The 24537-nt window shown below is 61.7% G+C and carries 25 protein-coding genes and 1 pseudogene; 6 read left to right on the plus strand and 20 right to left on the minus strand.

The features are described from left to right. Positions 1–10 precede the first annotated feature (10 nt). From B9G49_RS00770 to B9G49_RS00780, 3 genes are all read left to right on the plus strand, one after another. A complete protein-coding gene (locus tag B9G49_RS00770) occupies positions 11–694 on the plus strand; it encodes a flavodoxin (protein WP_198943781.1) in 684 nt (227 codons plus the stop codon). Positions 695–807: 113 nt separating this feature from the next. After that, positions 808–2175, plus strand: a complete 1368-nt coding sequence (locus B9G49_RS00775; RefSeq protein ID WP_086215021.1) for a restriction endonuclease — start codon at positions 808–810, stop codon at positions 2173–2175. A gap of 350 nt (positions 2176–2525) precedes the next feature. Continuing rightward, positions 2526–2867, plus strand: a complete 342-nt coding sequence (locus tag B9G49_RS00780) for a hypothetical protein (RefSeq protein WP_086215022.1) — start codon at positions 2526–2528, stop codon at positions 2865–2867. An 87-nt stretch (positions 2868–2954) separates the two neighbouring features. On the opposite strand, the gene B9G49_RS00785 is transcribed toward B9G49_RS00780, so the two are convergent. Then, a complete protein-coding gene (locus tag B9G49_RS00785; RefSeq protein WP_086215023.1) occupies positions 2955–3527 on the minus strand; it encodes a hypothetical protein in 573 nt (190 codons plus the stop codon). 207 nt (positions 3528–3734) lie between these two features. On the opposite strand from B9G49_RS00785, the gene B9G49_RS00790 reads away from it, so the two are divergent. Then, a complete protein-coding gene (locus B9G49_RS00790) occupies positions 3735–4598 on the plus strand; it encodes a hypothetical protein (protein WP_233125135.1) in 864 nt (287 codons plus the stop codon). A gap of 22 nt (positions 4599–4620) precedes the next feature. Here the strand turns inward: B9G49_RS00790 and B9G49_RS00795 are convergent, their stop codons facing one another. The 10 genes and pseudogenes from B9G49_RS00795 to B9G49_RS00840 all read right to left on the minus strand — a co-directional run bounded on the left by B9G49_RS00795 (position 4621) and on the right by B9G49_RS00840 (position 13157). Then, on the minus strand, positions 4621–5016 hold the full coding sequence (locus B9G49_RS00795) for a hypothetical protein (protein WP_086215025.1): 396 nt from the start codon (positions 5014–5016) through the stop codon (positions 4621–4623). Between the two features lie 73 nt (positions 5017–5089). Further along, positions 5090–5455 (minus strand): hypothetical protein, encoded by a 366-nt coding sequence (locus tag B9G49_RS00800; RefSeq protein ID WP_086215026.1) that lies wholly within the window; start codon positions 5453–5455, stop codon positions 5090–5092. Positions 5456–5458: 3 nt separating this feature from the next. After that, the gene (locus B9G49_RS00805) at positions 5459–5950 is read right to left on the minus strand and encodes a hypothetical protein (RefSeq protein WP_086215198.1); all 492 of its coding nucleotides are present in this window, start codon (positions 5948–5950) and stop codon (positions 5459–5461) included. 103 nt (positions 5951–6053) lie between these two features. Next, positions 6054–6476 carry a hypothetical protein gene (locus B9G49_RS00810; protein ID WP_086215027.1) on the minus strand — a complete coding sequence of 141 codons (423 nt, stop codon included), beginning with the start codon at positions 6474–6476 and terminating at the stop codon, positions 6054–6056. A 121-nt stretch (positions 6477–6597) separates the two neighbouring features. Then, on the minus strand, positions 6598–8970 hold the full coding sequence (locus B9G49_RS00815) for a cation-translocating P-type ATPase (protein WP_198943782.1): 2373 nt from the start codon (positions 8968–8970) through the stop codon (positions 6598–6600). Positions 8971–9030: 60 nt separating this feature from the next. Next, a complete protein-coding gene (locus tag B9G49_RS00820) occupies positions 9031–9780 on the minus strand; it encodes a helix-turn-helix domain-containing protein (protein WP_008364314.1) in 750 nt (249 codons plus the stop codon). Positions 9781–9841: 61 nt separating this feature from the next. Continuing rightward, positions 9842–10126: a hypothetical protein gene (locus B9G49_RS00825; protein WP_086215028.1), complete on the minus strand. Its 285-nt coding sequence runs from the start codon at positions 10124–10126 to the stop codon at positions 9842–9844. A 37-nt stretch (positions 10127–10163) separates the two neighbouring features. Next, positions 10164–10790: pseudogene (locus B9G49_RS00830) on the minus strand (DUF6735 family protein); the annotation flags it as partial. A gap of 237 nt (positions 10791–11027) precedes the next feature. Further along, complete coding sequence (locus B9G49_RS00835; protein WP_143414654.1) at positions 11028–12278, minus strand: 4Fe-4S dicluster domain-containing protein; 1251 nt, start codon at positions 12276–12278, stop codon at positions 11028–11030. Between the two features lie 228 nt (positions 12279–12506). Further along, the gene (locus B9G49_RS00840; protein ID WP_086215030.1) at positions 12507–13157 is read right to left on the minus strand and encodes a helix-turn-helix domain-containing protein; all 651 of its coding nucleotides are present in this window, start codon (positions 13155–13157) and stop codon (positions 12507–12509) included. Between the two features lie 130 nt (positions 13158–13287). Between B9G49_RS00840 and B9G49_RS00845 the strand changes: the two genes are divergently transcribed. Then, positions 13288–14028 (plus strand): peroxiredoxin, encoded by a 741-nt coding sequence (locus tag B9G49_RS00845; RefSeq protein WP_086215031.1) that lies wholly within the window; start codon positions 13288–13290, stop codon positions 14026–14028. Positions 14029–14527: 499 nt separating this feature from the next. On the opposite strand, the gene B9G49_RS00850 is transcribed toward B9G49_RS00845, so the two are convergent. From B9G49_RS00850 to B9G49_RS00905, 9 genes are all read right to left on the minus strand, one after another. Further along, the gene (locus B9G49_RS00850) at positions 14528–15766 is read right to left on the minus strand and encodes an RNA-guided endonuclease TnpB family protein (protein WP_086215032.1); all 1239 of its coding nucleotides are present in this window, start codon (positions 15764–15766) and stop codon (positions 14528–14530) included. A gap of 179 nt (positions 15767–15945) precedes the next feature. Further along, the gene (locus tag B9G49_RS00855; RefSeq protein WP_086215033.1) at positions 15946–16134 is read right to left on the minus strand and encodes a hypothetical protein; all 189 of its coding nucleotides are present in this window, start codon (positions 16132–16134) and stop codon (positions 15946–15948) included. A 112-nt stretch (positions 16135–16246) separates the two neighbouring features. Further along, a complete protein-coding gene (locus tag B9G49_RS00860; RefSeq protein WP_086215034.1) occupies positions 16247–17143 on the minus strand; it encodes a hypothetical protein in 897 nt (298 codons plus the stop codon). Positions 17144–17237: 94 nt separating this feature from the next. Next, entirely contained in the window at positions 17238–18164 is a 927-nt protein-coding gene (locus B9G49_RS00865; protein WP_086215200.1) for a transcription initiation factor IIB family protein, read from the minus strand. A gap of 119 nt (positions 18165–18283) precedes the next feature. Then, positions 18284–18856 carry a hypothetical protein gene (locus B9G49_RS00870; RefSeq protein ID WP_086215035.1) on the minus strand — a complete coding sequence of 191 codons (573 nt, stop codon included), beginning with the start codon at positions 18854–18856 and terminating at the stop codon, positions 18284–18286. 480 nt (positions 18857–19336) lie between these two features. Further along, the gene (locus tag B9G49_RS00880) at positions 19337–20308 is read right to left on the minus strand and encodes a homing endonuclease associated repeat-containing protein (RefSeq protein WP_086215036.1); all 972 of its coding nucleotides are present in this window, start codon (positions 20306–20308) and stop codon (positions 19337–19339) included. 226 nt (positions 20309–20534) lie between these two features. After that, positions 20535–21434, minus strand: coding sequence for a DNA-binding protein (locus B9G49_RS00885; protein ID WP_086215037.1), 900 nt, complete (start codon positions 21432–21434; stop codon positions 20535–20537). Positions 21435–22050: 616 nt separating this feature from the next. After that, the gene (locus B9G49_RS00900) at positions 22051–22551 is read right to left on the minus strand and encodes a hypothetical protein (protein ID WP_086215038.1); all 501 of its coding nucleotides are present in this window, start codon (positions 22549–22551) and stop codon (positions 22051–22053) included. Next, positions 22548–23144: a helix-turn-helix domain-containing protein gene (locus tag B9G49_RS00905; RefSeq protein WP_086215039.1), complete on the minus strand. Its 597-nt coding sequence runs from the start codon at positions 23142–23144 to the stop codon at positions 22548–22550. The genes B9G49_RS00900 and B9G49_RS00905 overlap by 4 nt, the downstream gene beginning before the upstream one ends. A gap of 384 nt (positions 23145–23528) precedes the next feature. On the opposite strand from B9G49_RS00905, the gene B9G49_RS00910 reads away from it, so the two are divergent. After that, a complete protein-coding gene (locus B9G49_RS00910; RefSeq protein WP_233125136.1) occupies positions 23529–24518 on the plus strand; it encodes a PQQ-binding-like beta-propeller repeat protein in 990 nt (329 codons plus the stop codon). Positions 24519–24537 lie beyond the last annotated feature (19 nt).

Genomic DNA, 24537 nt, shown 5'->3' on the forward strand with positions numbered 1-24537 from the left:
TCACTCCACAATGAGAGAGAATACCCTAAGCACTTCGAACGATTCAGAGATCGATAGAACGAGTCGGCGTAAACTGCTAGGGGCAGCTGCAGTGGCAGGAGGGGGCTTCCTTGCGGGATGTATACACCAGAGCGGGTCCGAGACGGAAGAGCAGAATACCCCCTCCCAAACTGCGGATGAGGACAGCGTACTGATCGTGTTTTTCTCTCGTACGGAAAACACCCAAGCTGTCGCTGAAATCATTCAGCAAGAAGTGGGTGGAGAGCTGTTCGAAGTGTTGCCGGCAGACCCGTACCCCGTCGATTACGACACGCTCGTCTCACAGGTAGACCAAGAAAACGAAGAGGGCTACACCCCACCTCTCCAATGTAACGTGGAGAATATCGAGGCGTATGACACCGTATTTTTCGGTGCCCCGACGTGGGATATGCAGTTGCCACCGCCGATGAAGACCTTTCTGAGTGAACACGATTTAGGCGGGAAGACTGTGGTCCCGTTCAATACGAATGGTGGGTATGGCGTCGGGAGTAGCTTTCAAACGATAGACGACCGCTGTCCTGATGCCGACGTACGGGAGGGCTTCTCTACGAGGGGTGGGTTGGAGAGAGACGGTGTGTACCTGGCGATCAAGGATGATCGGAGAGCGGAGGTCAGGGCCGAAGTGACTGACTGGTTGCAGAGAATTCAGATGTAAGCTCAGTCTTGCCAGTGTTGCGGCCGCACCCCTCTCAGGGGTTCAACAAACAGGACGGCGCCGCGTTCGGCAACGTATTTGGCAGTTGCAACGTACTGTCCACATAATTGAGGATGGCTGTACTGGACGATCTCTCGGGGTTCGAGTTCGAGGACGTGATGGAGGACGTGTTCCGGAACCTCGGCTACGAGAACGTCCGCCAGGCCGACCGCACGGCTGACGAGGGTCGCGACGTCATCATGGAGGAGGTCGTCGACGGCACGCGGCGTGCGATTATCGTCGAGTGCAAGCACACGGGGACGGTCGGGCGGCCGGTCGTCCAGAAGCTCCACTCCGCCATCGCGACGTTCGACTTCGATGGCCCCACACGCGGAATGGTCGTCACGACCGGCCGGTTCACGAACCCGGCTCAGGAGTACGCCGACCGCCTCCAGCAGAACGACGACCCCCATCCAATCGAGTTACTCGACGGCGAGGACCTCCGGGAGATTGCCGACGAGATCGGCCTCGACCTCTACAACGGTCGCATCGAGATACTCTGCGACGAAACGCTACGCCCGTACGACCCGGCCGCCGAAGTCGACGTGCCCGTCGCGGAGGCGTTCCGTGACATCGAGAACATCGAGGCTGCCGATCTCCCAGAACCGCATTCGGCGGTGACGTTCCGCCCGGTGGTCGCGGTCACCGCGGACACGAACGCGGTCTTCGAGACATCGGTGGGCGTCATCCACCGGATCAACGACCGGACCCGATTCGTCGCACACGCTGAACGCGGGCAGCCGCAGGTCGTCGATGAGGACGTCGGGACGCTGGTTACCGAGAACCTCCACGCGACGGTCGATCTCGACGCCGAGCAGTTCGGAGAGGTGTTCGACGACGTCGAGGAGCGGCGGTTTGGCCAGACTCAGACGGAGTACAAGGAGTGGGCCGTCGAGCGACTCCAGCAGCACCACACGACGACGGTGACCTACACCGGCGACAACAACGTCACGTACAACAAGACCTGCGAGCCGAACCGCTCGGACATCTCTGTCCAGTCGATTGAGCCGGTGTACCTCCCCGAGGTTCGGCACACCACCGACATCCAGGAGTACACCTACCCCTACGAGTACTACGCGGCAGGCCCGTCGAGAGTGACCGCCGAGGACGGCATCCATCAGTGCGTCCACTGTGACACGAGTGGCGTAACCGAGACGTACACCTACTGTCCGAACTGCGGGGCCATCGCCTGCTCCAGCCACACCAAAACGGAGCGGCTGGAAGGCGAACCGGTCTGTACGGTCTGCGCGGTGACGGAACGGTTCGCATTGAAGACGAAGTACTTCTACGACGAGGAGAATCTCGAGGCCTTCCGCGAGGAGTACGCCATGATGCCGATCCACGAGAAGGTGATGGAGAATAAGCTCCTCACTGCTGGTGGGGTAGTAGTTACGGCAGTTCTACTACTGCTTGGCATCCTCGCACTTGGAGGTGTAATCTGAGTATCGAGTTGTCGAATTGGTTACCGCTCGGCCCAGGTCCGACGGTATTCAATAAAGTCTCGAGGATGTTGATGATCTCTCGCCCACTCTTTTGCTTCGCCGGATGAGTCACACCGTTCAGCGGTTTCGCAGAGGGTGCATTTCGCTGTTACCCGAATCACCATCACAGGATTCTCCGTTTCCGGCGGCTCATCCACGTAATCCATACTGGACCAATCGGACTTATCGATTAAAACGGGTATCGTTCTCTGATGTCCTGGCCTTGGTCTGTTCTGAGCGCAAACACCTCGTTCTGATACGACCCTTCGTTCCCCCTGTCAATTTTATCGAGCAACGACTATTCTACAGGTATGCCTTCCAATCAGGTCGGAGATGAGTGGAGCGTCGAGTGGTTGACGCCCAAGCCGAACAGCGATGAATTCCTCGATAACTTGGTGCTGAACCCGGAACAAGCAGCTGAATACGGGGACGACCTCGTAATGGCTCTGCGTGTGGACGACGAAATACTTCGAGAGCGGGGATTAGACCCTAAAGAACCGTTTGGCTGGAAAGTCGAAAACGGTGAGCTCCTGATGAAACAAATTTCTCGTCAAGCGTTTGAATGGGTCGCGGAAAGCGACCGAGAGGATTCACTCTATGCACAGCAGGTATTGGATTCTCGAGCCCGACGGCGGATTCGCAACTCTCAGTAGCAATCTGCAAATCATTCGTTCCGAAGAATCCTATACTGGGTGCTCCTTCTCTTCAGCACTCGAACCTTGGGAGTGTCCAATTAACGATTAGCTTGGTTGAGCTAGTAGTTCGTCGACGGCGGCCGAGAGCGGTCCTTCAAACTGCCAGCTAGCCCGATCGAAGGCTTCCTCGGTCGGACCATCCCAGCGCGGGAAGGCGGAGTGACCGCTCACTTTGACTGTCCACTCGGACGGCTCCTCGAACGGGTTCCGGGTCGGGAGTTCGACGACGTAGAGGTACTCCTCGTCGCCGTGAATGCCGTCGGCTGGGTTCTCGACGCCGTGTCCGAGCAGGAACATCGGCTGGTCGAGGTGCTCCATATTGTCCGGCTCAAGGAGATCCGAGGGTTGGTCAGCGTGGATGCTCCGATCACGCCCTTCGTCCACGTAGAGGGTCATCGTCGAGAGCGTGTCGAGGAACAGGAACTGGGCAGCGGCGTACGCAGGCCCGCGCTCTGTTCGTGTCTCGTCGAGCAACTCCTTCAGCTGGACAAGGTCACGGAGGACGCTGTCGGGATAGCCGTCCGAGTGTCGGTAGATTTGTGCGATGCGGTCGGTTTCGGACTGTTCGTCTGCAGTCTCGCTCCGTTGAATGAATCGGAGTTGACTTCGTGTCGACATCGATCACCGCCGGCGCGTGTGCGCCGGCACCCATCGTCGGCGCAGAAACAACTTCTCCTGAATCGAGTGGAGTCGCTGGAATCTCGCCGAATGGCTGTCACTGGACAACTTAAACCCGGTTAAAAATGGATTCCGAAATTCGCAAGAGGGCAGTCGGGCGGGGTCCTTGCTCGGAAACTGATGCTGTTCCAGCCCAAAGGTATGCGTATGTCATCGGAGTCTGAGAGGGGCTCACCACTCCCCGATCCAGATGAAATTGCCAGGCGGGCCGAACGGCAGCGTAGTCTGTACGAAGAGGCCGCCGAGAATCCAGACCGGGTGGTCCCAGCGATGTTCATCGAGGACTGCGCCCGGTGCGAAGCGCTCGCCGATAAGCGGCGTCGTGAGGGCTTCTATAAACACTTCTATCGGACACTCCCTGACCGAGAGACGGCGAAGCTGTCCAGCAACGATCTCCCTGAGGAGATTCAGTCTGCTGCGCCCGTCCATCGTGCAATCGATGATACGACTCTCGAGGACGAGAGCGCTGACGTGGCCTCCGTCTCGGAGCTGTGGGAGCAGATCGGTACTGGTGAGCACCCAGGCAAGCTGTGTCAAGCTCCGCTGGTCCACTACATCGACCGTGAGGACTGCTATATCCACGCAGAACCAACGCGGGTCGGCTTCAGCTATGGCCTCCCCGTATTCGTGTATAAACGCCGGCAATCGGACAACCACTACGGAGTCTTCTTCTCCAGTGAGAAGGCGTATCTGTGGCTCTGTGGGTGGATTCTGCACGCCAACGGATTCTTCGACCCGAAAGAGTTCATCCCATCACTCTACTTCTTGAAGGCCTCGGACCCATCCACAGTTGCTCCTGAGCTGGTGTCCAAAACAGAAGATCTCGTGTTTCGTAACGGATTCCCCGGCGTAGACGCGCCCGAAATCACAGACCTGCCGGACGGGGTCAATCTGTACCAATTCCCGTACAGCAAGGACACGTATGCGGATCAGTTTGCTCGATGGCGCCGTCTCTACTTCGACGAGCGAACCCCTCGTGGGTGCGGAGACTGCGACGTGTGTCGGGCGTAAATTCACCGCCCTAACGTGTGCTCTACGCCAGATGCGACACCTCTGATGGTTCCTCGACGTCGTCGAACTCGCCGCGCTCGACAGGTTCCCAGTCCTCCCCCGGCTCTGGACTCCACCAGTCGACCTTGTAGGCGCCCGGTGCGCCGAAGATTTTCACGCGGGCCGACCCATCAGGCAGGTCGCGCCGCAGTTTCTCGTCGACGTGGAGGTTCCAGGTCGTGGTTGAATCGAAGCAGGCGAGCACGGCCTCCTCGTAGCCGCGCGTCTCTCGGGATTCCTGGAGTTCGACCTGGGTGTTGCAGTTCTTGCAGAACACCCCCTCGAACGGGATGTGGGTGAAGACCTCCTGCCCGCAGACGGGACACCAGAGGAACTCGAACAGTGCCTTGCTGTGTCGGTCAAGTACTTCGAGACTCATTGGTTGACTCACCCGGTCGTACCGGGTCACCACCTCGTGCCCGGCCGAAAAAGAGCGCCCACCGCTCACTCACTCACCGTTCGGCGCCGTAGACGATGCGTGAGGGGGCTTCGTACCCACAGTCGGGGCAGTCGTACCATCGCTGGATTTTCGCCCCGTCTGCTGCCTTCTCGCCGACGCGAACGTCATCGTTCGGACACTCCGGACAGCTGAGGACCGGAGCGGGCCGCTCCCGGAGCTCGTCACGGAATGACTTCGCGTCCTTCGTCTCGTACCCCCGCGACCAGACCGGGTAGCCGTCGGCGATGATTGCTCCACGCCACTTGTACCGGTAGGAGTCCGGGGCTCGGTGCAGGACGGCTCGCGCACCGGTCTCGGTGTTCCGATACGCGAGTGTCGGCGAGCGGCTCTCGCGTCGCCAGTTGGTGATGCGAGGCATTGGTTAGAAGTGGACGTCAGCGGGTACGATCCAGAGCTCTTCACTCTCCTCGAGGAGTCGGTCCAACTGTCCACGGTGGCGAATGCCGGTTCCGTGTTCGGTGTACAGGAAGATCGTCGGGCCGTCGTACGCACCGACCTGGTGGAAGGCGTGCCGGGCGAGGTCCTCGTCGCGCATGATCTCCTCGTCGGAGAGCTCGTCGATGGCCTCCTTCACCCGGTCGAGATTACGCTCGAATTCCTCCTTCGTCGCCTCCCAGCCACGCTCGAGCAGGTCTTCGCCGTCATCGGAGTCGACGGGGGCGGCAGTCGGCAACTCCCCCCATCGTGCCTTCCCCGCAACGGACGTTTCCTCCTCATCGAACGTGACGTAGTAATCGAAGACGGCGCCGGCGTGTGGGTCCGCGCCGACCAGTCGGTCGAACACCGTCTTTCCGGTGGCCAGCGCGTCGTCGTGCGTCGATACCTCTACCAGTGCGTAAATCACCATATGCATCTCGAACACCTCGAAACGCCGACGCACCGGGAATCGTTGCTCGCTCCAGCTGCGCCGGCACCCATCGCCGGCGCTCGAAAAACCTGCTCGTGACCGCGGATTCTCAGGGTTCGTCCACTCGTTCGACAGTGATGGTCAGGTCGCCCGATTCGTAATCGGCCTCGAAGTCGACCGCGAACGCATCCGCCTCGTAGGCGGCGTGGTAGGCGCGGTGGTGTTCGAGCGAGCCAGTCGCCTTGAAGTGGAAGAATGCGGCCGCCGTGTAGGGCTTGCTCTGCGTTGCGACCTGCGACTCGACGGATGCGGGGAGCGCGATCTGGGGCGTCTCCGTGTCGATACTCGCAGCGAACTCCTTCGCTTCCTCGACGGTTGCTTGCGAATGTGCCGGTGTCTCGCCGGTGAGCACGTTCACCGGGGTTTCCGTCTCGTCGGTGAACAGGACGTCTTCGAAGGTGTGTGTCCCGAGGATCGCCTCGGGATCCAACTCGCAGTCGTGAAACGGGTCGTCGTCTAGATTCTCGGGCATCCAATCACGAGCCTACGGTGGGGCTCAGTCTCTACTGCCCCAGACAAACTGCAAATTGTCTCGATATAGCGAAGGAAAGTCGCGAAAGAGGAGCGTCCTGCCCGCACTTCCCGCCGCAGAGTTAGGTGTCGGAGAACCGGTCGGGCTCGATTCGTGACAACCGCATCGCGTTTCCGGTGACGCCGAGGCTCATCCCCATATCACCGACAACGACCGCCAACGCAACGCTGACCAGCCCCAGTGGCACGCCCAGCGCGAGCAGGAACTTCACGCCGAGACTCGCCCAGATGTTCTGCCGGATCACGCCGTTGGCCGTGTGCGACAGATCGTACAGGTACGGGAGTTTGCCGACGTCGTCGCCCATCAACGCAATATCGGCCGTCTCGAGTGCGGTGTCGGTGCCGGCCGCACCCATCGCGATGCCGACCTCCGCGGTGGCGAGCGCGGGCGCGTCGTTGATGCCGTCGCCGACCATCGCGACCTCCCCGTACTCTGCCTGTAACTCCTCGACTGCGTCGACCTTCTCGTCAGGCAAAAGTTCGGCGCGATACTCATCGACACCGACCTGCTCGGCGATAGCGCGGGCGGTGCCCTCGTTGTCGCCGGTCAGCATCACCACGCGCTCGACGCCCAACTCGTGGAGGCGTTCGACGGCCCGCTTCGAGGCCGGGCGCACCTCGTCGGCGATGGCGATCGCACCCAGCAGTTCCGACTCCGTCCCGACGATAACGACCGTCTTGCCCTCCTGCTCCAGCGCGGTGAGTGCATTCTCGGCGAACGCCCCGTCGTCGGACTCGGCTGCCTCTTCCGCCATGACGCCGCCGTCCGTCTCGCGGCGTGCCCGTGAGAGATCGAAGCCCAGTTCCTCGAAGAGCGCGGGCTTGCCCGCATAGTACGTCTCGCCGTCGATCTCGCCGCGGATACCCTTCCCGGTGAGGCTCTCGAAACCCGTCGGGTCGGGCAAGTCATCCACGCCCGCCTCCTCAGCGCGGGCGAGAATAGCTGCTGCGATGGGGTGTTCGCTCCGACGCTCCAGTCCGGCGGCGCGACGGAGCAGATCGTCCGCCGTGGTGTTACCGACCGGAACGACGTCGGTGACGGCGAGTTCGCCCTTGGTGAGCGTCCCGGTCTTGTCGACGGCGACTGCGTCGACCCCACCCATCGCTTCCAGATAGTTGCCGCCCTTGATCAGGACGCCGTTCTTCGCGGCGCTGGTGATGCCCGACACCACCGAGACGGGTGTGGAGATGACGAATGCACACGGGCAGGCGATCACCAGCAGGGTGAGCCCCCGGATGAACCACGTCTGCCAGTCGCTCGCGAAGGTGAACCCGTATCCGGCTAGGTCCACCGACACCGGATCAGCGATAACCAGCGGCGGGATAGCGGCGGTCAGGATCGCCAGCACGACGACGAGGGGTGTGTAGTAGCCGGAGAAGCGGTCGACGAACTGTTCAGACTCGGTCTTCTTCGCCTGTGCGCCCTGTACCATCTCGATGATGCGCGAGAGCGTCGAATCGCCAGCGGTCGAGGTGACCTCTACCTCGAGGTACCCCTCTTCGTTGATCGCGCCGGCGTAGACCTCGTCGCCGGCGGTCTTGTCGACGGGGACGCTCTCGCCCGTGATCGGCGACTGGTCGACTGCACTCTCGCCGTCGATGACCGTCCCGTCGAGCGGAATCTTGTCGCCGGGGCGGACGACGAAGGTCTCGCCAACGTCGACCTCCTCGGCGGGAACGGTCACTTCCTCACCATCCCGAAGGACGGTCGCCTCGTCGGGCGAGAGTTCCATCAGCTCGCGCAGGGAGTCCCGTGCCCTGTCCATCGCGTAGTCCTCGAGCAGTTCGGCGATGCTGAACAGGACGGCCAGCGTGGCGGCCTCGACGAAGTAGCCGATACCGGTCGCCGCGATGATCGCCGTCCCCATCAGGAGGTCGATGTCCAGGCTTCGGTTCTTCGCGGAGTAGTATCCGCTACGGACGACCGGGATGCCACTGGCCGCGACGGCGCCGAGGAACAGGACATCCGCGATGTGGAGCGGGTACTCGAGGACGCTTGCCACCGTGATGTTCTGCCCGGTGAGGAGGAACTCGAAGAGGAGGCCGAGCGTGACGAACGCCGCACCGAGCCACGTCTTCTTCGCGCGAGGACTCGTCCAGACCTCCGATGGGGGCGCGATGTCGACGCCATCGGTCGCCTGGTTGTCCTCATCATCGCTCTCGGCGTCCGAGCCCCCGACGACCTCGTAGCCGGCGCCTTCAATCGCCTTGACTACGTCGGCTTCGCTGGTCCGATCAGGGTCGTACGTGACGTTGGCCGTGCCGGTGGTCGGCTGGAGCGTGGCGTCAGTAATGCCGTCGACACGCTGGAGGCTCTTGTCCACCTTTTGGGCGCAAGAGGGACAGTCCATTTCGGGGACGGCGAGGCGGGCGGTCAGCTCACGTCGCTGTCCGCCGCCGCTCGTTCCCCCGGCTGCGTCCGGATTCTCTGTCATCACGTCACGGTAGGAGCGGGAGTTCGATATGCCTTTGTTGGAATATTCCAATCGAGGGCGTCAGTGCGATGCCAGCCGTTCTTCCGCTACCTGTTCGCCGGCAACATGTTGCTTCGCCAAATGTTCTTCCGCCCGACGGAGTCGGTAGGTGAGTGTTGACCGTGGCACGTCGAGATGCTCGGCGAGCTCGCCGACGTCGACCTCGCGGGGTGACTCGTAGTAGCCGTGTTCGACCGCGGCCTGGAGTGCGGCCTCCTGGGCTGGCGGGAGGCCGCTCGGTTTCCCGTCGCGTCCCCCAGCTCCTGTCGTCGTGTCCGCTGTGCGGAGCATCTCCATCTGGGCGCATTCCCCGACGGCAACCCCGAGGGAATCGAAGAACGCCGCCACATCGCCCTCGCCGGCGTGAATGAGCCGCCACGTGTAGTGGCGCCCCTCGTGACGGGTCTCGAATAAGACGCCGTCGCCGAGGTGATCGCGAGCGATGTGGGGAACTGAGGCGCAGGTCGGAGTGCGCTCCCAGTCGGAGTAAAGGATGAGCGTGTCGTCCGTGCGGTCGAGGACACGGGTAGTCTGGGTTGCGCCGCAGTCCTCGGTGGCGAGACAGTCGGCGTAGTAGTCGCTGTTGCGAAACGCGTCCTCGATGGCGTCGAGTGCGTCCGGAGTGCCGGTGGCATGGTCGACTCGCCAGAGCTGGTCGGCAGTGGCGTGCAGCGAGAGTGAACGAACGCGAGCGTCGGAGTGGTCTGCGAGGGCGTCCGCCACCCGGTTGCAGCCGGGCTCGTATTCGAGAGCGAAGACGAGTTCGCGCATACCCCGACTAAGGCCTGCTACGACATAACCCATGGCCTGCAGCGTTGTCGACTAGTGGACCTCAGATTACGTCGTCAGGGTCGTGGACTTCCTGCATTCGCTGTGCTTCGGCCGCGTATTGCTCTTGGAGGTCGGGGTCATCGACTATGCCAAGATTGCCGGGTTCAGCATCGACTGCTGCTGTCGTGTCTCGGACGTCAGTAAATGAGGTTAGTGCTCGTTCCTTCCGATAGTACTGTTTCCCATCGGGTGTTGCGTAGGTGAGGATGATCAGGTTCTGCTCGTCATCGGAGTACGTCCGTTCGACAAGCCAAACACGAACGTCATCTTCAGACTGATTTGCCATACTTAGGCGTCCCCCGATATCCACTAAGGGATTGGTGTTACGGCTTGCTGAGACTCGCCTTCTCGAAGGGTGACTCTCCGGTTGGAATGAGCAGCTCCTGTCGGTCTCCGACTCGCTCGGCCAGCTTCCGTTTCAGGTACTGTCTCGCCGTCGACGGCGTGAAGACGCCCTTGTCGAGCATATCGCCGACGACGTCTTTGAGGGCCGCGAACTGTCCCTGGAGGTGGCCGTCGCCGACCGGCTCGCCGTCGTACCAACGCACCGTCGCAAGCGCCCCGTTCCCGACCGTCTCTCCCTGCTCGACTGTCTCCGAATCGTACTGTAGCCCGAACCACAGCGTTCGATAGGCGGTCACCTCGAACGTCGTCGACACCACGAACAACGCCTCGTGGTGGAGGTAGTCGAGATGGTCAGCGACGATCTCGTCGAGGGTGAGCCCGGTGGCGCGGGGTTTCGGCTCGACGACCGTCGACGGTCGATCCTCGCCAGCGAGGTAGCCGTCGACCGCATCTGCCTCGAGGCCATCGGCAAGCTCTGCAAGGAGCTGTTTCGCCCACTTGGAGTCGGTGTCATCGCCACCGAACGGCGACTCTGCCGCGATTCGGTGCTTGAGCTTGAGATTCGCTGGACCCCAATGAGAGTAGTGGAGCGTGTACTGTTCCTCGGGTCTACTAAACTCCTCTTGCTACGCTGGATTCCCCCTCGATCGGTAAGTACAGGGGAAGCGGTTAGCGAAGCGACTATTCTTCCATCTGAAATGTGCCAAGAACTGCCTGCTGAATATAGAGGCTACGTGTAGCAGACTGGTTTTGTTTGGCACCGCCAACCAAGCCAATTACCGAGTCGGGTTACCAGTTGTAAAGCGCATCTTCTTCAGGCGGAAACTCCGACAGTTCGGCCGCTATCTGACGAGGGTGACCACCGGTGCGTGCGGTTCGGGGTCGTCACCTCTCGCGATGTGTACCTCCGAGTACCCCCACACGTCGGAGGCCACGAAGGCAGTCCCGAACTCCGCCCAGTTGTCGGGCTTCCTGCCGAGGTCCTCGAGAATTGCCGCTATCTCTTCTCGGTCGGTCGTCGTTCGGAGGTCGCTGGAAAGGTCTGCTACCTGTCGCATACTCGCGTCGCCGGAGTCATCTCTGGGGGTCTGTGACACGGTCTCCCTCGCGTCGGACGATCGCGAAGAGATGTTCCGTTCAAGGGCCTCGTAGCCCACGCGGTTGAACGGACAGGCTGACATACAGACCGCACAGCCGTTGTTGGCCCCGAAGTACTCCGAACAGGCATCCCTGTCGTAGAAGGAGAGGTTGTCGCCCTCGGTTCGTTCCGGTTCGACGCGAATTGCATCTGCCGGACAGTCCCGGATACATTTTCCACACTGTTGGCAGAACTCCCAGACCCAGTCGTCGCGCTCCCCCGAGTCGGTCGGGAGGTTCTCGATGTTAGTGTAGACGGCCCCGAGCCGCTGCGTGATGCCGTTCTCTGACGTCATGATCATCCCGTGGCGGCCGTACTCACCGATACCGGCACGGTCCGCAAGCGTCGGGAAGTTCGTCTTCCCGCCGAGGCCCGGGTCTGCCTGAGCACCGAACCCTCGTTCCTTCAGGAAGTCGGCGAGTTTGTTTGCCACGACGCCAGTGTCGAGATACGTCTCGTTGACCGTCTCTAGCGTGTCGTATCCCGGTGCCTCGCCGACGGCCTCCGGATCCATCGGACACGAGAAGACGATCGCATGCTGGTACAAGACAGACCGGTCCGTCACGTCGTCTTCAAGAATGTCCTCGCGATCGACGACGGTGTACCCGATGGAGTCAACGCCGAGTTCGTCTGCTCGCGCTTCGAGCGTCTCGAGTTCGTCCTCCTCGATGGTGTCTCGTGTCGGTGTGTGGTCGAGCCCCCGGTAACTCCGTTTCATCTCCCGGAAGTTTCCAACGATGAGTGGGAGCAACGACAGTTGTTCTCTGAGTGAGAGTCCGGCGAAGACGTTGCCCCTGAATTCACCCTTCGTGCGGGCGTCCCCAGCAGGTCCAATGGTCCGCTCGTCGTCTCGCAATGCTTCCAGTTCTGCCTGGACCAGAAACTCCGGATCACCGAAGTCAAGACTCTCACGTGCGATACTACGCCGGAGGGTTCGCTTGACGTTTTCAAACATGGCTGTGGTGGGTCACGTTGTTCGTCTGTGAACGGCCGCTGTGGACGTAGCCGGCGCGCGCATTGCCCCGGGGTCGCAAGACACTCGAGTACATATGTGGAGGATGGAACGGAACGAACATCGGCTACCTGCCGAGAATTGTCGGTTGTTCATATACTGTGATCGTTACAGCGGACCGCGACCGGTCTACAGCGGGAGGTCCTGGCCAGGTGCGTGCCTAGCGGTTCGTCAGCGGAGGGTATTGAACACCCGCGCCTCGATTTTCTGGAGGTGTTCCCCCACGGTCCCGACCGAGAGGTCCAGCCGCTCGGCGATGTCGTGGTGGGTCGCCTGCCGTGGCACGTCGTAGTATCCGAGTTCGAGCGCCACCTCGAGTACCTCCTGCTGGCGCTCTGTAAGCACGCTCGTGATGGTCTCGTCCGCGTCCAGGTACGGGCCGATGCGCTCGACGGTCGCGTCGAGTTCCGCCGGGATTTCCGCAAGCGCGTCCTGCAGTATCTCGTTGGTCTCGCCGAGCATCACCACCCTGAGCCGCCCGTCGTTGGTACTCTCCAGCGGGAAATCGAAGAACACCTCGTGTGTCCGTGGCAGCGTCAGGAACTGCTTGATCTCGGGTGGTGGTCGCGCGTGCACGTACAGCAGTCCGCCGTGGTCCTCGCCGCTGGAGAGACTGTAGCCGAGTATCTCCGGCCGCTCCCCCAGCAACCGTGTCGCGCTCTCTACGTCACCGCTGACTCTGGCGAGCAAGACGACCGACTCGTCCGCGAGGACGTTCAGGTGGTAGATTTCCTCCCGTTCGACCACGGGGTCGGTCTCGAACAATCGATAGGCGATATGGGGGCTGTCCAGCCTGTCGAGGGTGAACGTGACCGCTCTCATCTGTGAGGTACCTCCCGGCCGATTCTCGCTGGGTCCATCGGTTCGTACTCTGCCGCCCGCCACATATAAATTGCCGATATTACTAGGCATCTACTGTACCCCGCTCCGCGTCGTATGCACAGGTAGAACCATGACGATTGCAGCGAGCGACCGGACTGAGACGGCGGACGCGGACACGACTTACAACTACCGTCACTTCGGGCCGAAGTACTACGACTTCAAGGAATTCGACGGCCCCCGGCCCGGCGAGACGGCACCCAACTTCGAGGCGACGACGCTGGATGGGGAGCCGGTCCAGCTCTCGGATTTCATCGACCAGTGGGTCGTCCTCGAAACCGGCAGCATGACCTGTCCAATCACGGACTCGAAGGTCCACGCGATGGACAAACTCCAGCGGAAGTTCGACGACGTGGCGTTCGTGCTGTTGTACACCAGGGAGGCCCACCCCGGGGAACACTACGACGCCCACACCTCATTCCAAGAGAAACTCGACCGGGCCAGAGAGTTCGCAGACGAATACGACGTTGAGCGGACCGTCCTTGTCGACGACGTCGAGGGGTCGGCCCACAGACAGTACGGCGGGATGCCCAACTCCGTCCACGTCATCAACCCTGACGGCGTCGTCGTGATGCGGGGCGACTGGAATAACCTCGCGAAAGTCGAGGAGGTCCTGGAGACCAGGGACCCGGACAGGATCTACGAGCGCGACATCTACCGGGGGAAGCCGCTGTTTTTCACTCGTAAGAAGGGCGTCATCCGAGTGCTCAGAGATGCGGGGCCGCGGGCTGTCTGGGATTTCCTCAAGTACGCGCCGGCGCTCGCGTGGATGCACCTGAAGAAAGAATTCAGGGGCAAGCAGTCGGGCGGGTGACCTGCTGGAGTAGATGCGGAGTGTACGACGTAGTATCACGGCAATATGTATTCCTACTGATACTCTCGCGCGGTCGGTCCCACGGTCCTGCAACTCTCACGGCCGACCACCCTGTGAACTGCTCAGTCATTCTCCGCCGATATCTTCCCACCAGTGCAGTCGTGTGCTGGTGACAGATATGTTAACGCAGGAAGCCAGACGAATATTGAGACATGTAAGAGACGCATACTGGTCTTGACACAGACGCGCTGTGTATACAGCACGGGCTTCAAAATACCCACTGGAACTGATAGCTTCTCCAGCAATCAGCTCGCATGTGTATCGAGCTAATGTTTCACCGCTTCTAGTATCTCACGAAACCTCGGCATCCACTGGACAGTACCTCACAGTATATATCTCGAAAAGAGTGCGCGATGTCCCTTGACCTCCGCCCACATCAGTTTGGTGTGGAAATCCCGCCACGGGATTTCAAGCTGAGCGGTTGCTCAGCTCTCCAGTTTCAAGACGCATACGTTCCAAGCGTCGACTGCTGGGTTTCAGCATCGGCTTGGCTGTCTTGTGGCCCGGTCAACGAGGCCCCATCCTCAGCCGAGTCATCGTCGTTCTCGTGTTCTCTGGAACGACTCTCTCCGCTGAGGTAGCGATCTGCGATGTTGAGTGCGGCGTTGATGTCTGCCTGATATTCTTCGATCCAACAGGCGTCGTTGGAGCACTTGAACGTCGCCTGTTGGGGTCGGGTTCCTCCCTCACCGCACGCATGGCACTCTTGGGAGGTATTCCGGGGATCGACTGTTGCAACGGGGATCCCTCTTTCAGCGGCTTTGTACGTGATCTGTGCGTGGAGTTTGGCGAATCCCCAGCCGTGAAGCCGGCGATTCATGTAGTCTCCGTAGTCCATCGACTCTTGAATGTAGGTGAGATCCTCGAGCACGAGAACCGGCGTCTCGACTGACTCGGCGTACTCCACCACTTCCCTAGTGACGGTGTGGAGGATATCGTCGATTTGCGCCCACAGCTCGTCCCCAAAGTCGTCGGCGATCCGTTCGCTCTCGCGACTTTGGAGTCGCCGCATCGTGGTGAAGTAGCGCTTGCGGAGTCGACGAACGGTCTTCCCTTCATCCGTCCAGAGCTCAGGGTTTGTCGGGGACCCATTCTCGTCTCGGTGACACACCGTGACGAGACTTGCCTCCCCGATATCGACGCCGATGGGTGTACATTGTTCGGGAGGAACCTCGGAGTTGAGCGGGATGTCACGGGTCGCGATGAGATGGAAATACCACGTTCCATCCCGCTTGAGCAAACGACCCTCTCCAACGTCTGCGTCACCAGCGATCACTGCTTCAAGCCAGTCCCGTTGCTCAGGGTTCGGCTTTGCTGGCACCCAGAGGTGGTAATCCTCGTGGTGAGGGATTTTGACGTACCACTCGATCGTGTTTTCGGGCTTGTGGTCGATCTTCACCCCCTCGTTTGTGAAGCGGACAGGGTGATCGTCACTGAGTTCATTTGCACCATAGGTCGTCGTTAGCTGCGGGACATACCGCTTCAGGGCGTTCTTTGCGTAACCGCTCAGCTGATAGTCACCCACGATGTCGTTCGCTTCCCCCAGAGTGGTGCACCTGGCGTCGAAGGCCTCTTTGAGCGCCTGCTGGTAGGCTGCCCGCGTCTCTCGGAGCTTCTCCCGCTTGTGTGCGTTCGGGTCTACCAGCTTCAGTTCCAGCGTTTTTGTGAGTTCAGTCACGACTCATCACCTTTTGGTACTGACTGGTCGTCTTGGAGGGCCCACCAGCGCGCTGTCGAACTCGCCTGCATGTGGTTTGTCCCACGGAGACCAACGGTGACTGGTCTGCCCGGCACCCTTCTTGGGGGCGATAAACACTCTCCGACGCGATCCAGCCAAATTCCCCGTTGCCACGCCGCTCAGGACTCGACCTGTGTTCCGGCGTCCCCGCTGTGTTCCGGCTGGGAGAGCAGACTCACGTCTTGCAGGAGATCTCTCGCTGCCTCGATCCGCTCCTGATCTGCGTCGTCGAGTCCGGCCGTCTCGATGCGTTTGAGATTGGTGAGTGAGCGATGCAGTCGGTATCCGGGTGTGTTGCGTGGGTCCATGTGAAGCGCCTCGCCGATTCACGGCGCAGAGAAACCTCTCCGGCTGCGGGTAGCTGTCGGACTGGGCCTGCTCGTTAACCAACATTGGTGTGTTTCTGTGTCGCTATGTTGGTTAAGACGAGTCCTGACCCGCTTTGCTGGGGCCGTAGCGCGCCGAGCCACACACCCGGCACTCCCAGATCGGTTGTCCCGTCCACGCCTCATCCGGGACCGACTCGTGGGTCTTGAATTGATGGTCGGTCGCCCGTCCACAGGTTTGACACTCAAGTTCCTGCGTCGTCGGCACCGACGACACCTGGCGATCAGCCGCATCTTCACCAGTAGATTCGGTCAGTGTCATCGCTGGAACCAGCCACACCGCATCGTCGGCGTCGTCGAGGACCGCGTCGAGACGCGACGCGTCGCGGATGCCGTCCCCACGCTGGTCGTAGAGGCGCGTCGGGGCCTGCTCCGGACGTTCCGACGCTCCCTGCCCGTGCCACCCAGTCCGGTCACGGGCGGCACTGAGAAGCCGCTCTCCCTCCTCTGACGACACCTGTACCGCGTCGGGGAGTGAGGGCCATTGCTCGGCCAGCTGGCGCGCCGGCGCCTCGTCGAGATCGTAGATGAGCGTGTAGTCGTCGACGGCCGGCTCCGCCTCGTTAGCGGAGAGGAGGTTCGCCGCGGCGCCGCCCTTCGCGACGGCGCCGTAGAACGTGGTCGACTCGACGACCAGGTGGACGATGCCGAGGAACGTCGTCGACGCTGCCTCGTTCGTGCTAGTGGCGTCACTCCCGAGATGGTTAGAGAGACAGAACCGGCATTTCGTCTGGCCGTCTGGGACTGACGCCCCACAGGACCGGCACTCGCCGTCGGCGGCCGTCGGCGCATCAGGGTAGCCACCAGCGCTCGTCGCGACGCGTTGCCGCCGGGGGGCACCCTCACAGCCGTCGTCCAGCCTCGTGTCCGGAATGTGGGACGCCTCGCCGGTCGGCCGCAGTTCCTCAAAGTCGGAGTAACGACCGTTCATAGAGTAGTCTACAGAGAATATGGCTCGTCTTCGTGTTTAAATCGTAGCGTGGATCGAACGATATGCAATACAGACGGAGAAACAGTAGGCTGCGTCAGGCGACCTGTTCCTCCAACGTATCCCGGTGTGCCCGGACAGTCGCCTTCGAGGCGTTCGCCACGTCCGCGGCCTCGGATTGCGTCAGCCATCGGCCCTCTTCGCGACCGGCCTTGTAGAGACAGGCCGCTGCGAACCCGGCAGGATGGACGCCCGTCGTGAGGCCGTGCTCCTCGGCCTGTTCCGCGAGGGCTCGGGCCCGCTGTCGGATTTCGTCCGGACACTCGAGGTCCGACGCGAGGCGCGGCACGAACATACTGGGGGAGACGGGCTCAGCGGGGAGGCCCAGCTCTTCGTTCAGCGTTTTGTACGCGTTCGTGACTCGTGACTCCGCGACGCGGGCCATCTCGCTGACGTCGTCCACTAACCGCGAGAGGCCGTTGCACCGGCAGGCTCCGTAGACGCTGGCCGCGGCGATGGCCTCGATGGATCTGCCACGAAGTAGATCCTCGTTCTGGGCGCTCCGGAAGAGCTGACACGCCTGGTCACGGACCGAATCGGAGAGGTCGAGCGCGCTGGCCAGACGGCGCACTTCACCCAGCCCGTGTGCGAGATTCCGTTCCGCTTTCGACCGCCAGCGACCCCGAGTCTGCTCACGGCGCATCCGCGCGAGTCGCCGTCGCTTCTGCCCAGAGATCTGGTTCCCCTTCGCGTCGGTGCCGCGACCGATTTCCGTCGACAGGCCGCGATCGTGGCGAGCGGCAGTGAGTGGAGCGCCCGTTCGTTCACACTCCTCGTCGTCGTACACCCGCCACTCCGGCCCGTGATCGATACGCTGTTCGTCGATGACCAGCCCACAGTCCTCGCAGACCGTTTCGACCGCGTTCGTCGTGACTCGGCCGTCGCACTCGGGACACTGGTTGGTGTTCGAGTCCGTCTGGACGTCTTCGTCGAATCCGCTCTCGTAGATGTCTCTGGTTGCCATCGTTCTCACCGTGTTCAGGGAACCCGCCAGTTCGGCGCGCCCCTCACCCATTCAGGGGTAAATAAACACGTCGCGGAACGGGAGCGATATAGTGGTCTGCTTTGGTGGACTCAGACGTGCTAGTCGATCGCTTCAGATTGAAGCCTCTCGACCATTGCTGAGACTACCAGCGTCTGAACCACGGCGGAGAGCGGGAACCCGATGACTACTACGATGCCGCGGAATACTGTTGTCACGAGGGGCGACGATTCGATGCCAGCTACCGAGAACAGGACCGCTAGTGGGAACGACGCCATATATAGTACCCACACCGGGAGAAACAGCAGGAAACTGAGGGGCAGGATGATTGGCTTCCAGACCGCTTCGTAGAGCGAGAGCGTATCGAGCGCTACGAAGCCAACAAACCCGACGAACACTCCCATGAGTATCCCGCCAGCGAGAAGTGAGGGAGATCCGAGCCAGCGGGCGATTCGGTGCGTTTCGCCTCGCTCATCGACTTTAAAGTACGTTCCAAGGCCACCCGCGACCAGCATTACCGTGAGAAGGCCACCGAGCAACGTGGCTACGCCCACTGCGGTCGGCTCGAAGCACAACGGCTGGCAGTATTGGCCGCCCTGGAAGAACAGGAACGTGAGTGGATACGCGAGCAGTAAGAACGGGAGGACACTCTGCCGGAGCCAATTGCGGTCCATATCGTATATCGTCACCTCTGTATCATAAGGGTGACTCAGAAACGAAGATGGTGATATTCACCGTTCGAACAGCTCTAATACTTCTTATGGAGGTCTGGCAAACCTTGTGAGTTGTCGATTCGAGTTCCTACCTTGGCGCGCATTCATGCTGTTGAATTCGTTCTGGCAGTCCGACCTTTCCACAGAGAGGACACTCTTGCAGCGGTGTCGCCGGCAAGTTTTCCCATTCCTCCAGCGCAGCCTTCAGATGCTGCTGGACGTCGTTTGAGTCTGTACGAGTCAGTGCTTGCACGAGATGCATTCGCAGTCGCTCACGACTTGTCGTTGTCTGCTGATCACTCATAGCTGGGTCCGAGAGAACGAATTGCATCGCCCTCCACCCCTCTGAGGGCAGGACAAACACCACGGACTACGAATTCGTCCTAATCAACCGTTGGCGGTGGGTTCGTGGGTAAGGAAAGTGCTGACGTGATTAGCCGGCTATGAATGGCGAACATCGGGTTGTAGTGGTGAAATCTGCTCCCACCGAGCGTGGTGCTCGATGCAGAGCGTGACGAGATTATCGAGTGCATTCGCTTGCTCGTAGTCAATCTCACCGGTTTCGTTTCTGAATGACCGCAGCGGGACAATGTGGTGTACGTGGAGGTCGCGTCCGTACTGGTTTCGATGGCTCGTCCGTGTGTGGTCGCAGTTCGGTCGTTGGCACTCGAACCCATCTCGTTGTACCGCTCGTTCACGCTGCTGACTCCATTTCGGCCCATACCACAGACGGTCTCGTTCTTTGCCACCGACCCACCGCGGATGGTCAGAGCCACGAAACGGGGTATGTGGCTCGTAGCCTGCCGTCGTGATTGCTGCATCCCACCCACCGAACTCCCGAAGATAGCCCTTGATCGAGTATTGGCCGTGTTCGTCTAAATCAGCAATGGCTGGGACGTGACCGAGTTCCTCAGTGAGTCGATGAATCTCTGCAAGAAGGTCTTCTCGTGGGATTTCCTCATTATGCGGTTCAAACCCGGCACTCCGTAGGGCGTCGTTCCAGCTGCCAAACCGCTTGCTTGCGGTTTTCCGTGAGTACTTTCCGTGGTTGTTCATCTCGTCGACCGTTGGTGGATGGCCGAGTTGATTAGCAAGCGCCTGAATGGCTTCGATGATCCGGTCTTTCGGGACGTTTGTGGGGCGTTTGACTTCGAGATCTGCTGCCCGTAGCGCGTCATTCCACGTTCCAAAGTGGCTCAGATACGTACTTCGCGAGTACTCGCCCTCGGTGTCCATTTCGCTCATCTCTGGCGGGTGCCCTTTCTCGGTGGCAAGCCGTTGGAGTTCGGTTATCAAGTCCTCTTCTTGGCGATCATCGCGGTGATACCACGAGATGTGACCTGCTTTCTTGCTGCCTGTTTCGAAGTCTTCCCCACAGAATTCACAGACGTACTCATGCGGATCATTGGACATGGTTGATTCAAGAGCGCGATGTTGTCGCGCCCGCACCCTTCTGGGGCTCGATAAACCCGCTCGGGTCGCGCATCCCTTCCCGCGGTTTCCCGGATAAATGTTGGACCGGTGCGTAAGGTCGTGGCTGCGCGCGCAGCGACGGTAGGAGCGAGCACGGAGCGGAGGGTGGGGCGGCGGGGTCAGGGTCGGTCCGGCACACAGCAAAAAAGAAGGCTGCTCCGACTGGCTATGCTTCCCACCACTGGCCGCGCTCCGGGAAGTGGATGATGCTCCACCCCGTCACGGCCACCGAGATCCGGCCCTCGTACCAGTTCGTGGCCGCTTCGTGGATGCGCACCGTCTCGCCTTCCTCGATCCACGGCGCGTCCGATGCCTTCCAGATCGTCACCTTCGTTTGCCCGCTCTCGTCCGCGATCAGCCCGACTTGCTGGATGGCCGGTGAATCACTGTCCCAGAGGGTCTTCACACGGCCTTCGATCGTGACGGTGCCGCGATCGACATCCTCGAGAGCGTCGATGGGCACGGTGCCCCCCGGGGCCGTCTGCAACTCCTCGAACACCCGTACGACCGCACTCGTCATGTCCGTGCCGTCGACGACCGCTTCGGCCAGGCGTCGACTGATCGCCGCACGCGACCAGCCATCCAACCGCGTCGCGAGTCGGTCTGCCTCGGTGTTCACCGTCGCCAGTTCATCCTGGGAAAGTTCCGTGCGAGGATCATCTCGTTCGGGATCGGCCATCGGGTCCACGCTCGCGGCACGCTTCTGGAACTCCCGCCGGCGCTGCTTGCTCCCTTCAGCGGCGACCGCTCGCGTGCGCTGCTCGCGACCCTCCTGCGTTCCCAGCTCGGCCTGGGCACTGATGCGCTCCAGTTCGGCTTCCCGCGCCCGAATGCGCTCTTCCTGTTCGAGGGTGACACCGTGAATCCGGTCCTCGCTCGTGTCCGCGATCCCGTCCGGGTGGTTCGCATCGACCTTCGCCTGCGTCTCCTGCTCGACCGCGGCCTCGAACTCCGGCGTCTCGTCGACGACCGGGAAGCCGTCTTCATCGACCGCCTGACCGCCCGCTTTCTCGAATGCCTGTTCATCGACCGAAACGACCTTTCCGCTAGCGTTGTTACTAGACATTGGTATCTCTCCAAGGTACCACTGAAGGCGCTCACGCGCCGACACCGCGATGCTCCTACATCGCGGTTTTCCGACGACAACGACCGACAGAACCATCTGCGCGCTCTCGCTCGCGCCTTCGCGAGCGCCCTACCGGGCGCGAGCGAGAGCGCGCCTGCATGAGGTGGCCCCAACCAGCACCGCGCGCCGACCCGCCCGGAGCGAGCGGCCAGCGCATTCCCCGTTCGCCGCGACGCAACCACGTCCGTCGCGGTCGGCTCTGCCGAGGTCCGCAGGACCCGAACGGGTGAAGCGCTGGCGTCGAGGGCACATTCACTTTAGCCCGGCAGGACCCGCACCTACTGGAGCGGAAGCCCGCCCGGAATGGTCGGTCGCGAGCGACGCGGAGGGCGGCAGCGGCGAGCGGGGCGGGCCGATACGTACACACCTGTCCAGCCGGCCACATCGCTCGGTGAGTCATTCACCGTCCTGGTGGACTCAGAAAGGGCGAGGCCGTCTCGATCGTCCCCCGACCCCGCAAGCACCGCAGGCACGAGGCGCGCAGCGGCGGTCGCGGGACGTCGAGCGGCCGAGGGCTTTCGATGGTCCTCTCCACCCGAATCAGACTAGCAATCAGTCAGCTGTCACCGGTGACCAGGTCCTCGATGAACCGGAACCCGTTCACGTACGTCACCGAGTCACCGTAGCCCTCGCTCGCGAGGACGGTTTCGGCCCCTTCGCCGGCGGCGATATCCGTCGTGTAGATGTACACCTCGGCCGCCGACCCCGCACTGAGATGCTGGGCGGCGAGAGCGGCGTCGGCCCGCTCGACCTCGTCGGCAGGCCGGTCGTCGGCGTTCGCGATGTACCGCTGGACGCCGTCCATCATCCGCGAGACAACCGGCTCGGAGAACTCCAGCGGTGCCGCAACCGTCGCCCACCCCTCGTCGATCGCGGTGTCAATCGGCACTTCCTCAACATCCGGATCGTCGACAGTCAGCTCCTCGTACACCCGTTCCGGGAGGACGAAGGTGACGTCGTTCCGGCGAGCGAATCGCCGAACAGCCTTGTACCGGCTGTTCGACGGCTGTCCCATCGCGACGAACAGGCCGGTGTCGGCGATGTGGAGCCGACTCACGCGTCGTCAGTGCCGTCACCGTCGATGGCCAACTCGTCGAGTCCCGCCCCTGACTCCTCGATGTCGTAGTGCTCGTGGACGACGGGCCGGAGCGCCTGGAGGATCATCTCCGCGGCCAGCGGCGAGATGTCGAGGTCTTCTGCCATCAGCCGGTGGGTTACTTCCCCACGCTCCCGAGCGACGGCGTAGGTGAGCGCCGTTGCGAGGCCAGCGACGCCGTGGCGGTCGATGTAGGTGTCGATGTCGGCGTCCGTCTCGCGGCGGCCGACGGCGTCGATCAGCGCCGGCGTGATCGTGTACTCGCGGTCGCCGGCAGCGGTCGTCACGGTCAGGTCGATCTCCCGGGCAGCGTACCGGCGTGGTTGTTCGTCGTCGGTGACGTCGACGACGCCGGCGTCGACGAGCCGGTTGACGTAGCTGTAGGCGGTTCCCTGAGCAAGCTCGAGGTCCTCCATCACGTCCTGGACGGTCGCTTCCCCCTCCCGAGCGAGATACGCGTACAGCTGAGCCAGCTGTGGCTCTTCGAGGAGGTCCGCGACCGAGAGGAAGTCCTGGACGATGTCGCCGTCGGTGCGGTTTGAGGTACGTGACACGGGTGTTCTTGATTACAGATTACAGCGAAACAGTAAAGAGTGTTTGGGTTACTCTGCTGGCGTTACGACTACCACACGCCCCGGAATTGGCTAGCACAGTGAGAACGGCGTGCGTAGAGGTGTAGTAATTCCCTCCCCCAGAAGACACTTACAAAGACCGAGACGGTATACAGTGTGAAGCGCCGAACTGTACTCGGTACCCTCGCAAGCAGTGCCCTCCTCGGCGTCGCAGGTTGTCTCGGCGATAGTGGTCCGAACACAGAACCGGAACCAACCGTGAACGAGGAGGTTCCCGTTGATGGCGCCATTGGCCCGTCGATACCGCAGCTCCAAGGCGGGCCGGCACACACGGGCCGACTCGACGAAACGGTCCCCACCGATGGCGTGACCACGTACTGGCGACGGACGCCCTACCGCTACGAACACTCCCAGCCGGTCGTCGTCGACGACGGCGTGTATGTCTCCTTCGCCGGCCGCCTCGTTCGGCTGGCGCTCTCGACGGGGGAGGAACAGTGGCAAACGGATGTCGGCCACGCCGGCGCGTCGACGCCAGCCGTGTACGATGGCACGGCCTACGTGACCGTCTGGAACGGTGGTGAGGACGTCCTTCGAGGGCTTGCCGCTGTTGATACGGCCAGTGGCGACATCACGTGGCGCGGACAGATCCAGGCGGACATCACGACCTCGCCGACTGCAACAGCTGACGGCGTGTTCGTCGGCGGTGGCTTCGAGACAGCCACTGTTGCAGCGTACGATCACGACGGGACCGAACGCTGGCAACACGAACTGAGCACCTACGCGTCGACGCCGGCCGTCGCCGAGGGGATTGCCGTGTACGGGAGCGGCGCCGACAGCATCGTCGCCTACGATGCCGACACCGGTGACCAGCTGTGGACGGCCGACACCGATGGTGAAACGACCGCGCCCCCGACTATTTCCGGCGGCAACGTGTACATCGGGACTCGGAAGCACACTCTATACGCAGTCGACCTCGTGGAGGGCACCGAACAGTGGACCGTCGACCTCCCCGGGGAAGTACGCCAGTCCGCTGCCGTTGCGGACGGTCGCGTGTTCGTCCCGGCGGAGCGAGGCCTCGTCGCCGTCGACGCGACTGGGACGAAGCAGTGGGTCGCAGACGAGATCGGGGGTGCGACCGAACCGGCTCTCGTCGACGGGACAGTCCTCCTCGGTGACGGGCGGACCGTTCGAGCGGTGGCAGCGATCGACGGAACGGAGCAGTGGTCCTTCGAAACGCGCGACCGGAACTACACTGACGTCGTTCTGGGCGGGATCGACGCCGCGCCGACGGTCGCGAACGGCGCCGTCCTCGTCGCGACAAACGCCGGCGACGTGTACGCACTCGGGAGCGAATAGGTAGGGGGTAAGAACGCCG

It is taken from the genome of Halorubrum sp. SD683 (genome assembly GCF_002135045.1).
Taxonomy (GTDB): Archaea; Halobacteriota; Halobacteria; order Halobacteriales; family Haloferacaceae; genus Halorubrum; species Halorubrum ezzemoulense.

Coding starts and splice junctions, on each gene's coding strand:
- B9G49_RS00780 (WP_086215022.1), top strand. CDS start 2,526: ATGCCTTCCAATCAGGTCGGAGATGAGTGGAGCGTCGAGTGGTTGACG.
- B9G49_RS00790 (WP_233125135.1), top strand. CDS start 3,735: ATGTCATCGGAGTCTGAGAGGGGCTCACCACTCCCCGATCCAGATGAA.
- B9G49_RS00835 (WP_143414654.1), bottom strand. CDS start 12,278: ATGTTTGAAAACGTCAAGCGAACCCTCCGGCGTAGTATCGCACGTGAG.
- B9G49_RS00810 (WP_086215027.1), bottom strand. CDS start 6,476: ATGCCCGAGAATCTAGACGACGACCCGTTTCACGACTGCGAGTTGGAT.
- B9G49_RS00840 (WP_086215030.1), bottom strand. CDS start 13,157: ATGAGAGCGGTCACGTTCACCCTCGACAGGCTGGACAGCCCCCATATC.
- B9G49_RS00860 (WP_086215034.1), bottom strand. CDS start 17,143: ATGAACGGTCGTTACTCCGACTTTGAGGAACTGCGGCCGACCGGCGAG.
- B9G49_RS00785 (WP_086215023.1), bottom strand. CDS start 3,527: ATGTCGACACGAAGTCAACTCCGATTCATTCAACGGAGCGAGACTGCA.
- B9G49_RS00845 (WP_086215031.1), top strand. CDS start 13,288: ATGACGATTGCAGCGAGCGACCGGACTGAGACGGCGGACGCGGACACG.
- B9G49_RS00820 (WP_008364314.1), bottom strand. CDS start 9,780: ATGCGCGAACTCGTCTTCGCTCTCGAATACGAGCCCGGCTGCAACCGG.
- B9G49_RS00795 (WP_086215025.1), bottom strand. CDS start 5,016: ATGAGTCTCGAAGTACTTGACCGACACAGCAAGGCACTGTTCGAGTTC.
- B9G49_RS00800 (WP_086215026.1), bottom strand. CDS start 5,455: ATGCCTCGCATCACCAACTGGCGACGCGAGAGCCGCTCGCCGACACTC.
- B9G49_RS00775 (WP_086215021.1), top strand. CDS start 808: ATGGCTGTACTGGACGATCTCTCGGGGTTCGAGTTCGAGGACGTGATG.
- B9G49_RS00870 (WP_086215035.1), bottom strand. CDS start 18,856: ATGGACCGCAATTGGCTCCGGCAGAGTGTCCTCCCGTTCTTACTGCTC.
- B9G49_RS00770 (WP_198943781.1), top strand. CDS start 11: ATGAGAGAGAATACCCTAAGCACTTCGAACGATTCAGAGATCGATAGA.
- B9G49_RS00825 (WP_086215028.1), bottom strand. CDS start 10,126: ATGGCAAATCAGTCTGAAGATGACGTTCGTGTTTGGCTTGTCGAACGG.
- B9G49_RS00880 (WP_086215036.1), bottom strand. CDS start 20,308: ATGTCCAATGATCCGCATGAGTACGTCTGTGAATTCTGTGGGGAAGAC.
- B9G49_RS00865 (WP_086215200.1), bottom strand. CDS start 18,164: ATGGCAACCAGAGACATCTACGAGAGCGGATTCGACGAAGACGTCCAG.
- B9G49_RS00855 (WP_086215033.1), bottom strand. CDS start 16,134: ATGGACCCACGCAACACACCCGGATACCGACTGCATCGCTCACTCACC.
- B9G49_RS00805 (WP_086215198.1), bottom strand. CDS start 5,950: ATGCATATGGTGATTTACGCACTGGTAGAGGTATCGACGCACGACGAC.
- B9G49_RS00815 (WP_198943782.1), bottom strand. CDS start 8,970: ATGACAGAGAATCCGGACGCAGCCGGGGGAACGAGCGGCGGCGGACAG.
- B9G49_RS00885 (WP_086215037.1), bottom strand. CDS start 21,434: ATGTCTAGTAACAACGCTAGCGGAAAGGTCGTTTCGGTCGATGAACAG.